Origin of the sequence: Paraburkholderia sp. CNPSo 3274 (genome assembly GCF_024206475.1) — a bacterium.
GTDB lineage: Bacteria > Pseudomonadota > Gammaproteobacteria > Burkholderiales > Burkholderiaceae > Paraburkholderia.
This window is the reverse complement of sequence record NZ_JAMBPR010000139.1, coordinates 1-10,685: the sequence shown is the minus strand read 5'-3', so window position 1 is coordinate 10,685 and position 10,685 is coordinate 1. Positions and strand designations below refer to the sequence as shown.

At 56.0% G+C, this 10,685-nt stretch carries 8 protein-coding genes and 2 pseudogenes; 8 read left to right on the top strand and 2 right to left on the bottom strand.

Annotated elements, in window-relative coordinates; genetic code table 11:
- Positions 1–158: pseudogene (locus tag M3I54_RS42350) on the bottom strand (IS5/IS1182 family transposase); the annotation flags it as partial.
- 123 nt (positions 159–281) lie between these two features.
- Here M3I54_RS42350 and M3I54_RS42345 point away from each other — a divergent pair.
- The 3 genes and pseudogenes from M3I54_RS42345 to M3I54_RS42335 form a co-directional block, all read left to right on the top strand.
- Positions 282–1,722, top strand: a pseudogene (locus tag M3I54_RS42345) (ISKra4 family transposase); the annotation flags it as partial.
- Between the two features lie 121 nt (positions 1,723–1,843).
- Positions 1,844–2,125 carry a hypothetical protein gene (locus M3I54_RS42340; protein WP_254346222.1) on the top strand — a complete coding sequence of 94 codons (282 nt, stop codon included), beginning with the start codon at positions 1,844–1,846 and terminating at the stop codon, positions 2,123–2,125.
- Positions 2,126–2,706: 581 nt separating this feature from the next.
- Complete coding sequence (locus M3I54_RS42335) at positions 2,707–3,738, top strand: LuxR C-terminal-related transcriptional regulator (protein ID WP_254346221.1); 1,032 nt, start codon at positions 2,707–2,709, stop codon at positions 3,736–3,738.
- A gap of 323 nt (positions 3,739–4,061) precedes the next feature.
- On the opposite strand, the gene M3I54_RS42330 is transcribed toward M3I54_RS42335, so the two are convergent.
- The gene (locus M3I54_RS42330; RefSeq protein ID WP_254346219.1) at positions 4,062–4,271 is read right to left on the bottom strand and encodes a hypothetical protein; all 210 of its coding nucleotides are present in this window, start codon (positions 4,269–4,271) and stop codon (positions 4,062–4,064) included.
- Between the two features lie 994 nt (positions 4,272–5,265).
- Between M3I54_RS42330 and M3I54_RS42325 the strand changes: the two genes are divergently transcribed.
- The 5 genes from M3I54_RS42325 (at position 5,266) to M3I54_RS45595 (ending at position 10,665) form a co-directional block, all read left to right on the top strand.
- On the top strand, positions 5,266–5,673 hold the full coding sequence (locus tag M3I54_RS42325) for a hypothetical protein (RefSeq protein WP_254346217.1): 408 nt from the start codon (positions 5,266–5,268) through the stop codon (positions 5,671–5,673).
- 488 nt (positions 5,674–6,161) lie between these two features.
- Positions 6,162–7,217: a hypothetical protein gene (locus M3I54_RS42320; protein ID WP_254346215.1), complete on the top strand. Its 1,056-nt coding sequence runs from the start codon at positions 6,162–6,164 to the stop codon at positions 7,215–7,217.
- A gap of 294 nt (positions 7,218–7,511) precedes the next feature.
- Positions 7,512–8,765: a heme-binding protein gene (locus M3I54_RS42315; RefSeq protein ID WP_254346213.1), complete on the top strand. Its 1,254-nt coding sequence runs from the start codon at positions 7,512–7,514 to the stop codon at positions 8,763–8,765.
- Positions 8,766–8,974: 209 nt separating this feature from the next.
- Positions 8,975–9,756, top strand: a protein-coding gene (locus M3I54_RS42310; protein ID WP_254346223.1) for an IS5 family transposase whose coding sequence is annotated in 2 segments (ribosomal slippage) — positions 8,975–9,281 and positions 9,281–9,756 — 783 coding nt in all. Because the reading frame shifts where the segments join, the coding sequence is not laid out codon by codon here.
- A 423-nt stretch (positions 9,757–10,179) separates the two neighbouring features.
- A complete protein-coding gene (locus M3I54_RS45595; protein WP_375542316.1) occupies positions 10,180–10,665 on the top strand; it encodes a transposase in 486 nt (161 codons plus the stop codon).
- Positions 10,666–10,685 lie beyond the last annotated feature (20 nt).

Here is a 10,685-nt window from a genome sequence, read left to right as displayed (position 1 = left end):
ATGTCCGCTTCGTACATCTCGGCGAACAGTCGATCCATCTTCGCCAGCGCTTCGTTCGCCATTACGCGGATCGAACGCAACGGATGCGACTTGGGGACGAAGTCGTCCAGCTTGCGCACGGAAAACAAACTCTCGGTGAAAGTGTCGGCGCCGCGCATGATCTCCAGTGGGTAAGTGGTGGTTCATCTATCAACGCTTCACGAACTCTGCGCGATGACATGTTTCAGCGGTACTTCAGCAACCTGCTAGGCTTTCGACAGGCAGGGCCGTCGGAGGTAGAAATGAAAGTCACAATTCGCGTCGATGTCACCATGGACTATGGCGAGACGGAGTCCTTCGAAATCTGTCAGCTTGAACGTCCCTACCGCGAACTCGACCCGGCGAGGATCGGCCTGTCATTGGCTGAAGGGAAAGACGTCCTGCACTGGCTGCAGAGGATCGTGGTGGCAGCGCAGGCAGAAGAAGTCTGCTTGCTGCGACGTTTCTGCGATCGTTGTCACCGTTTCCTCGACCTGAAGGACCGACGGATCCGCAAGGTGGATACGGTCTTTGGCACGGTCCGCTTTCGTAGCGCGCGAGTCATATCTTGCGCATGTGTACCGCCGTTTCATTTCGAGGGGCCCTACGGTCCTATGTCGGAATATGTCCCTGAGCGGGCGACGCCGGAATTGCTCGCGCTCCAGGCGAAGCTTTCAGCAAGGACGCCTTACCGTCAGGTTGTTCAAACATTGCGCGAGTTTCTGCCGGTCAGCGATACGTTGAACCATGTCACGGTGAGAAACAGGGCCCTGCGTGCAGCCGCACGCATAGACGGCGATGAGCTAACGGCGAGTGACGATGCGCGTCCCGACGCTCGATGGACGTTGGCAATCGATGGCGGCTTTGTTCGTGGTCGACGCAATTCCGAGTGTTCGAGTTTCGAAGTTCTCACCGGGCGGCTTACAGCAAAGGGCCATCCGCCGCGGGCTTTTGCGTCTGTCAGAAGAGAGTTGCCCGACGCGGTCGATCGGCTTGCCCAACTCGTGCGATCCATCACAAACAGCGAACACCCGAAACTCTCAGTAATCACAGATGGCGCCAATGGACTGCAGACTATCGCAGACCAATTGCCGTTCACGCCCAAGTCTGTACTCGACTGGTTCCATATCTCGATGCGCGTGCGGTATCTTGAACAGATTGCCAAAGGCCTGCGCGCGACTTCCGAACCCGAGAACGCAGCAAAGCACAAGTTGACGGCTCGCATTGGAAAGCTTCGTTGGTGCTTCTGGCACGGCAATGCGGCAAAGGCGGCGAGCCGGATGCGGGAAATCTTGACCATCTGCCGTTCCGTTGTCCCTCAGACACCACAGGCTGCTGATAGTCTTGCACAGCTGGGATACAGGGTGCGCGAGCTTGTTGCGTACGTTAAAGCCAACGGTGGATCGACGATTAATTACGGGAAACTGTATCGAGAAGGCGAACCGATCTCGACTGCGATGGCCGAGTCGGCGGTCAACCAGATCCTGAACAAACGCATGTGCAAGCGTCAACAAATGCGATGGTCGCCGAGAGGAGCTCAACTTCTCGCTCAGGTCCGATGCGCCGTGATAAACGGCGACCTGGACGAGAGACTTGAAATGATCAGGCAGCGTCCAAAACCGCTATCTCTCGAGGTCGCCGTCTTCCTCGACAAATTCCGACGCGCGTCTGAGTCGCTACCCCAGGGTTTTTAACGCTCCCTTGAACTTACGGCGATTTTTCGGCAGCCTTCGCGATTAATCCGCGAAGTGACATCTTTATTAGCGAAGTTGTGACATCTTTAATTTGGTCTACGGGTGGCGCGGCCGGGTTCCCTGGAGCATTCGTGACCATCTGGTGCGGGTTCAAGGGTTGGAACAAAGACCGCCAGCGTGCCATGTATCAGCCCTTCATCCTGATCACCCAGGTCGCGGCGCTAGCGACAATCAGCCCGGTGCGCCACTCCACGGGCAAGGACGGTTTCGACCCTGTCATTCTGCTGTGCATTTCCGGGGCGCTGCTCGGAACCGCAGACGGCATGACGCTCTACAAACGGCTATCGGACAATCACTTCGCGCGGGTCGTGAACCTGCTGATGATCATCCCTAGGATCAGCTTTTTCGGATAACTTTATAATCCAGTGCGGCACATGCACTCCGTCGAATCCAGCGGGCGAGAGACGGAAAACCGCTTTTGAGAAGTCAATCGAGTGCGGTTCGCGCGAAGTCGGGAGAGACATGGTTCGGACCGTCGACCTTGCTCGCAGACAAGTTCCCATTCAGGAGGGACCGCCTCCATCATTTGATGGAGAGAACAAGTCAGATTAATAGGTCCCCTGTCACGCCGCACGATTTTCTCGTGACAGCACTTTTACCGTGCAATTAGTTTCACTTTCCTGATTGCTGTGGCTGTGTGGCTGGTGTCTCGATTCGCTGCTCTGGCGTCACGAGCGGCCAAAAAGAAGCCGCAGGATAATCGATGGTCGACTGCCTCGCGTTTGGCCTTCCTCCTGAAATTTCGGACGCACAAAAGGCCACGTTCGATGAAGGTCTCAACGCGGCGTGACTCTTCTTCCCGTGTCATCTATAAAGGTTAAATGTACACGTATGCCTTGGCACGCCTTGCGCTTTGTTCCTGGTGAATTGCCGCGCATCCTTCGATGGAGACAAGGCAGAGGATCGGTCAATTGGATAGCAAATGAGGCCAACGTTGATCCTTCTCGTCGCTCCCGCGGGCTTGTTTCGCGATGGTGTCGCCCATATTCTCGGTGACCTGGCGGACCGCGTCGAAGTAGCCTGCGCCGACTATACAACTAGGGTGTTCGAGGGTGCGCAAACGGCTGACGTGCTTGTGCTCGACGGCGACTGCATGTCTGAAGCGCTCAATACCGTGCGCGCATCACGTCGCCTATCGCCGGGTCTGCCGGTTCTCGTGCTTCTTACCGCAGTGGCCCCAAACATCGTCGAAAAATTCCTCTCTGCCGGCGTAGCAAGGCACCTGGAAAAATCGCAGTCGGCCGATTCCCTGCTTCAAGCACTGCGCATTTTGATATCGGGTGAAAGGTATTCGCCGTCGGTTGCGCTCGATTTCGGGAAGGATTGGGGCGCGACATCTTCAGAGGCGCAGCGCAAGTCTAATGCGGTAACTGACACCGATATTCACTTGCTCACGCCTCGCCAGATCCAGGTGCTTGCCCTCGCGGCGCGCGGCGAGTCCAACAAGTCGATCGCACGTGAGTTGAAAATCACGGAAGGAACTGTGAAAGTTCACCTGTATGCGGTGTATAGGGCATTGAAGGTCGATAGTCGGGGCCAGGCCAGTGTGGCCGCAGCGCGGTTGCAGAAGGTACGTGACACCCAGCTTTCCCGTGCGCTGGACGGTCAGCTTTCGATGGGACGACTGCTCGCCTATTCGATACCAAGCCACCACCAATCCGGCGAGGTCCTATTTCACAAGGATGATCCGAGCGATGCGCTTTACTACCTGGTACGCGGGACAGTCGGCATTCTAGAGATTGGCATCAACGTGGGCCCTGGCACGATATTAGGCGAGATCGGACTCTTCTCCCCTGATCACCGGCGCACCTGTACTGCATGTTGCAAGAGTGACTGTGACCTGTTGGTGGTCTCCGCGACCGACGCCATGCGACTCCATTATCAGGACCCGGAGTTTGCGACCTATCTGATTCACCTCATTACCCGCCGCCTGGAATCTGATAAGTCGCGTTTGCGTCGCTCGTAGAGAGCTTGATTTGCGCCCTGTATGCAGGGCGACGATTGTGGTTTCAGTGGTCCCGAGATACAGCGCATGTTAGAAAAGGGACGCTAAGTGATTCCGTGAGCTGGTGAGTACGCGTCTGTGCTTGCCTGATCCGGTTCGACCGCGTTCCGTTGAGCGCCCCCTATTAGAAGGGCATGCCCTGGCGCTTCGCACCCGTCAATGCAGCAGCGGCATAAGCCGCGCGTTTTCGGCCGGTTGCGCGCGATGGTCGCGCGCGCGACCGCCAGCCATTGAGGCAACGCTCGATCGAGCATGCCAGTGCGAGTGGTTGCGGCGCGAGCGGTTCAGAGCTTGGCTGCACACGAGTCGCTGAATTCACCGATCAGCGCCTGCGCAAAGCTCGCGTGGGTCTGCAGGTGGCGGTTCTTCAGCAGGCACTCGTAGGCCACGTCGCCGACGAGCGCATGCGTGAAACTGTAGGTCGCATAGTCGCGCGAGCCGCGCCGAAAAGCCAGGCCGTTTGGAATGGCGATGGCGAACCGACCACGGTACATGCCTCACTCTGACCGGCTATCACTTAAGTCATATTGACGATGCAGCGGTCAAAACCAATACTGAGTTCAACCTCTTGCATCTGTCGATTGCTCCCTCCAGATCGACAACGCTGGCGCCTCGCTCATTTACTCTGCTGGCTGCGCTGACCTGCCTCGTTCACGTCGGGGGCTGCATCTGTATTTCGATCCGGTAATAGGCACGACCGGAAAATACGCCACCATTCTCGAAAGGAGAAGGAAATGAGGATCACATTACTACTGGTCACTGGACTACTCTGCATTTTGGCCGGGCAAGTCAGCGCCCAAGAAACCAAAACGAATCCATTGCCGATGCCACAAGTGTCAGCGGGCGATTCGGAAGGACCAGACATGTCAGGGAGCACGATGTCGGGCGGTCCCGCTGTGCTCGATAGCAAGATCGGAACTACGGTCCATCGAGATAGCGTGTACACGCAACAAGATGCCGAAGCCGCGCGGCTTCAGAAGCTTTACAGAGGAGTGAAATAAGTCTTCCTGCCTCGTGTATTCGAAGTGGTGGACATCGCGTCGAACCCGCTTCCCACGCGCTAATCGCGGCGCGTGGCAGCGCCTCCTGGACAAAATATTATGGTCAATAGCTCAAAGGGTGGCATGACGTCCAGCGGGAGCCTCGCGACACGAACAAGGCGCGAGCGACAAGAGCACGCCTGCCGCCCCCCATCCTGTCATAAAAAGCGACATTACCGGTGAGGCGGATTTCGACGTTCAACAGCCAGTTTCCAAACGTCATCCGCAAACTTCCCAAGGTTACCAATCAGAGATGACCTTGTCCAAGTACAGCAAGCCGCACGACGCTTGATAAGCGTACCTGCGTAATCTAGCCTTCGATAGGCGAGCTCAGCGAAGTCCCATCGGCTTTGTACTAGGTACACGTTAGTCAACGCCGAGTCATTGATAGCTGGCTGGCTTGTTTGCATGTCCGCGGAACTTTCTTTAACTAATCGGGAGTATCGAAATGAACGAGATCGAATTGAGGCACTTTGGTCACACCATGGATGCTGCTTGGCTCATGGCACTCTTGAAAGCAATTTACGGCGGCGACCCTCCCCCGAATGAAGCAGTGACTGGAGAAAACGCAACGACAAACCTGCTTGCGCTAGCTTTAGTTTCACACATGCGCGACCAGTTCCCCAGCGTTGGCCAGACACCTGGCGCTTCCCTCACAAAGTTAGCAAAACTCGGCCTTCCAGTGAGTGCGCACTTGCCGGATGGAAAGACATTTGAATTAGATGGCCCCGAGGCTCTCAAACACTTCGCACTATCCGCGCATAGCAGCGTTGTCAAAGAAGGCGGAAGCGGAACCGTTTGCATCAGGCTTGGATCAGAGACGGTCTGCTGGACCGTGTTCACCCCATGGCGCTAGCAATGGCGCGCCGCTCGCGCCGACCAGAGGTCGTTTGAAGCAACGCCACTTCACCATCTTCTAAAGAAATCGCTCGTTTATTAAGCATCCAAATTTTTCAATGCAGCATCCGAAATAGACTCCTCAAATCGACTTGAGAACCATTGGTCAATGATGTTCTTCATTGCGCGGGGGCGGTCCGTTTTTCCTCAAGGATGAGAGTTGGCGGATTCGCTTAATTCAAGCACCAATTCAGTGCGCCGCCTCGGCAGTTTCGCCCCTTGGCGCACGATACTGAATGAACAAAAAACGTTTGCAACGCATGACCGACCTTGTATTCCCATACCACGTTCTCGTCGGTCTCGTGTAACTCGATTTGCGCTGGAAGCTGTGTGCGTTTGTACAAGTCCATGACTTCAGCTATTGCTAAGTTTGTGTAGATTCGTAGCTCCACAAATCGCTGAACCGTGGTTCATTTCTTGTTCAAGAAGCTGACACCGGGAACTCACATGACTATCGACACGGCATTCGCGCTTGCAGGACTCGGGGGCTTCAATGCGCATGGAGCCGGATTCCTTCAAGCAGCGCTAGATAATCGATACAGGCCCGACTTGATTACCGCTACGAGCGGCCAGATACTCGTGCTTGCGAACTACCTAGCCGGCAAAAAGAATCTGCGCGACGGCTTGATCCAACCGGGCCTCGCAAGCGACCCATTCGCGCAACTGCAAACAGCCCTGTTCGGTTACAAAGGAGTATTCAGGCCAGCCTTTCGCGAGGCATACATGAATCTCCTCGCACCTCCATCTTTCTCTGATAGTCTCATAGACATCTTCTCAGACAGGCTGTTTCCCGCGCAGCAGTATGTCCCGTCGAGGCCCGATTACGTTATAGAAGATGTCGTTGGTGTTCTTAATTCCAGCGACATTGGCGCGGTCTTCAACGCGTATGATCCCGCCTCGGGAACTGGGGTTCTCTACGGCAATGATGTCGCACGCGACCACATTAAAAAGGAAAGCTCCATCCCAATTCCTCCCAAAGATCGCCCGACGGACGTCAGGTATGCCCCTGAAGGGAAAACCGAAGATGAGATCCTCCCGATTACTGCGGAGTCGATTAAGTCGGCGCTCTGGCTGTCTCTCTATGGTTTCGACGGCCTACCTGGCGGCAGGATGGACGGCGCGTATCACCGTTCGTGCATTGTGTCCGAGCTTCACAGTTTCAGTCGAGTAATCGTTGTCAGGCCACTTGCAAATGGTTGGTTAAAGTCGCGGCTCCCGCGTAGTTGGTTCGACGTACAAGACTGGCAATGTGAGATGTGGTTTTCAGTTGGCTACAAGGCCGAGGTCGATGCCATGAAACGGATCAATCAACTCCTCCGTGACGGCTACATTCTGGACAACAATAATCCAAAGAAGTTCAAAATCGTGGACCTTCTTGAGGTCGAACCCACGACGCCGGCTGGTTACTTTAACTATTTCGTTGAGCGGGAAGCCGTCTTCGAGGCGTCCCGAGTTGAGAGTGACGCTCTGTTCAAGCGATTGAACAGTCAATCGTCAGGTTGAACGTACCCAAACTTGCTAGGGTAGGCTCCCCCTTGCGCGGCGAAACTCTCACCGCAGTTGAACCGCGAGAGTTCGTGGTATTTCGGGAAGAACGACATCCTTAATTTTCCTATTTTTGTTGCAGACTCCATCAAATGATGGAGGCCGAATCGATTGATCTTGCGTACGATCATAACTGCGGCAGTGCCATTTCTCCGTTCTACCATCCGCTCTGTTAGTTATACTTAGTAATTAATTTGTCCTCCACCTGAAATATCGAATATTGCTTCTGTTCGCTAAACCAAGGAGACCCGCATGAACGAACACACTTCGCACGGCGGTGTGCAGCAAGATCCCGCCGCCCGGCTGCAGAAAATCGGGGCACCACGCTATGCCGCCGACTTGGTTACGACCGCAATCGACCTCGGGCCGCTTGGCAACCTCGCTGGGACCTGGAAAGGCAAGGGCTTCAGCCAAATGTGGCGCCCAGACAATACGGACCCGGCATCAGACAACCCGACCGGTACACGGCGCTTTCTCCAGCTCAACCAGACGGTCGAGACGACGACCTTCACCACGATCCCGACGCCTATCCCGAATCGCGGCGTCGGCGACCAGCCGGACATCACAATCTACGGGCTACACTACCTTCAGAGCATCAACGACGGCGACCCGAAAGAGTTTCCGAACCATGGCGAGGCGTTGCATATCGAACCTGGACTATTCTTGAATGTCCCCGCGAGCGGCAAAAAGTCCGATGGCACCGCGGTGGCAAATGGCAATGTGCTGCCCCCGACAATCGTGCGCTTGGGCAGTATCCCTCACGGCGTCACAGTACTCATGCAGGGTGTTGCGCCAAGCGCTATGCCGGTGGCTGGCCCGCCAAATATTCCCGACATCTACCCGATCCCCGAACTCCCCGCATTCGTGCCGAACCTCCCCCCCATGGATACCGGTCGTGGTATTCAGCCGGCGAACTTGGGGCCTTATACGGCGGCAAATCCCCCACTTCACGCGGTCCCCGAAGTCGTCCTCGCGAATGACGTCCCTGGCTCACAGAGTAACGGTCCATATGATGCGACGAGTGGGGTCAATTCGGCGTTGTTTCAGCGCGCTGTAGACAATCCCAACCAACTGTTGAAGGACGCCATTGCCGCGCAGGACGTGCTCGGCCACATCACACTGGAGCTGACCAGCGAGTTTGCTGCTGACGCACTGAACAGTGCAAACGTTGCCAATTCGATCGGAAATATCCCGTTTCTTGGCATTCCGCAGCTCGTCGGGGACACGGGCGCTCATGCCATCGCGAGCAACAATGCACTCGTGAAGTCAGCACGCGCCACCTTTTGGATTGAATTTGTCCGATTGCCACATGGGGGTCCGGATCGCGGTCACGGCGGGCATCCATTCGACGCTCCCCCGCACGGTCCGCTGCACGACCTAACCATGTTTCACGGCCAGGACGTATTCCTCCAGCTTCAGTACTCACAGGTTGTCATCCTGGTATTCAATAAGGTCCTTTGGCCGCACATCACAGTCGCGACGTTGCGGCTGACGCACGGCTTCTGAGTCTCGTTCAATTGTTCTGTCATGCGATGAATCACGGGCGCAGCGGACGGGGGATACTTCAATATTGATAGGTTGGCTCAGGGAGCTAAGAGACGGAATCAAAAAGACCCGTTGGGGGCTGCTAACCTTTTCGGCAAGGTTAACCTTGGCCACCTGAACAACTGGAACCAAGGATGGGCGCGCCGATTGTTGATGACGAACTGTAGACACTGATCGAGCCATGGCTGCCCTCGCCCAAACCCCGGCGCAAGAAGAATCCAGGCCGGTTGCCGGTTGCGAACCGAGCTGCACTGAATGGCATCCTGTTCGTGCTCAAGACCGGTATCCGCTGGCGCGACTTGTCGACCAAATTGGGATTTGGATCGGGTTCAACCTGCTGGCGACGGTTGCGCGACTGGCAGAAGGCCGGCGTGTGGAAGCGATTGCACAAGCTACGGCTGGGGAAGTTACGCGAGGCAGGCGAACTCGATTTCTCACGAGCAGCCGTGGACTCTTCATCTGTGCGAGCCGTTGGGGCGGCCGAAAAACTGGTCCGAACCCCACGGATCGCGCGCGACCAGGCTCCAAGCACCACATCCTCGTAGACGCCAATGGCGTTCCTGTCAGCGCGATCCTCACTGGCGCGAATCGTAACGACGTCACCCAGCCGCTGCCGCTGCTTGACGCCATTCCACCGATTCGCGGCGTACGCGGCCGGCCGCTTCAGAAGCCCATGGTCATCTACGCAGACCGTGGCTATGACTCCGAGGCACATCGCCAGAAGATTCGCGAGCGCGGCATCAAGCCGGTGATTGCCAAGCGCCGCAGAGAACACGGCAGTGGTCTGGGCAAATTCCGCTGGGTTGTCGAACGTACTCATGCGTGGCTTCACAACTTCCGTCGTCGTCGCATTCGCTTCGAACGTCGGGCCGACATTCACGAAGCACTTCGCAAATTCGGTTGCTCCCTCGTCCGCTGGAACATCTTCAGACGGACGGAGCAGCCTTTTTGAATCCGTCTCTTAGACTGCGAGAAAATTTGGCATACGCGAACAAGCTGCGCAGGGTATGGGTAAGCCATCGTCGACGTGAGACGTTGTCGGGTGCTAGTCGACCGACGCTACTCGAACGATTGAAAGTCCCATTTGTCTGCACCTAGCAAATTACCCAAGCAACAGACACCAGCTAGTAACTGATATCCTGTCAATGCGAATTCAAGTTTTTAAAAGCATACGCTCGCAACCGGCTACTTCGTCAACTGCATAATGCCAGTTATAGTCGAGCACCCACCGTCCAGCATTCCCGCATGAACGGCCGCTGTACCTTGGTAGCCGCCCTTAAATCCCGGGCAGGTCGAAGGGTCGCATCGGGTCGAGCCTGTGTGAAAACGCGGTGATCGCCTAAACTGGATTAACTCATTCAGCGTGGGTGACCGGATGAAGCGATTCATAGAAGGTGAAGATCGCAAGCAGGTGACGCTGCTTCCAGAATGCCTTGACGACTTTGTCGCTGAGGACACTCCGGTGAGGATCATCGAGGCGTTCGTTGAAGAGCTTGACCTTGAATCACTGAGCTTCGATGGCGCGATGCCATCGACTACAGGGCGCCCGTCCTATCACCCAGCCGTGTTGTTGAAGATCTATATCTACGGCTACCTGAACCGGGTTCAATCGAGCCGTCGCCTGGAACGTGAGTGCGTATTTCGGCGAAGTCGAACACGGATTTCGGTTGAAGTCGAACGGTTTCGGGGTATTCCGGAATCGGTGTTCGGCGCTCCGAAACGCGTGTTCATCTTCCCGAAATCGGTGTTCAGCCCGCCGAAACGGCTGTTCACTCCGCCGAAATGCGTGTTCGGTGAGCCGAAACGAAAGGCGCGGTTTTGGTTGGCGGTACTGCGGATGGCTCAATCGGCCGGCGGTTAAGGTTGCTCCTTTTGGGAGAA

Bases quoted from the DNA above. Each gene is read 5' to 3' on its own strand.
- M3I54_RS42330 (WP_254346219.1), bottom strand. From the start codon at position 4,271: ATGTACCGTGGTCGGTTCGCCATCGCCATTCCAAACGGCCTGGCTTTT.
- M3I54_RS42325 (WP_254346217.1), top strand. From the start codon at position 5,266: ATGAACGAGATCGAATTGAGGCACTTTGGTCACACCATGGATGCTGCT.
- M3I54_RS42320 (WP_254346215.1), top strand. From the start codon at position 6,162: ATGACTATCGACACGGCATTCGCGCTTGCAGGACTCGGGGGCTTCAAT.
- M3I54_RS42315 (WP_254346213.1), top strand. From the start codon at position 7,512: ATGAACGAACACACTTCGCACGGCGGTGTGCAGCAAGATCCCGCCGCC.
- M3I54_RS45595 (WP_375542316.1), top strand. From the start codon at position 10,180: ATGAAGCGATTCATAGAAGGTGAAGATCGCAAGCAGGTGACGCTGCTT.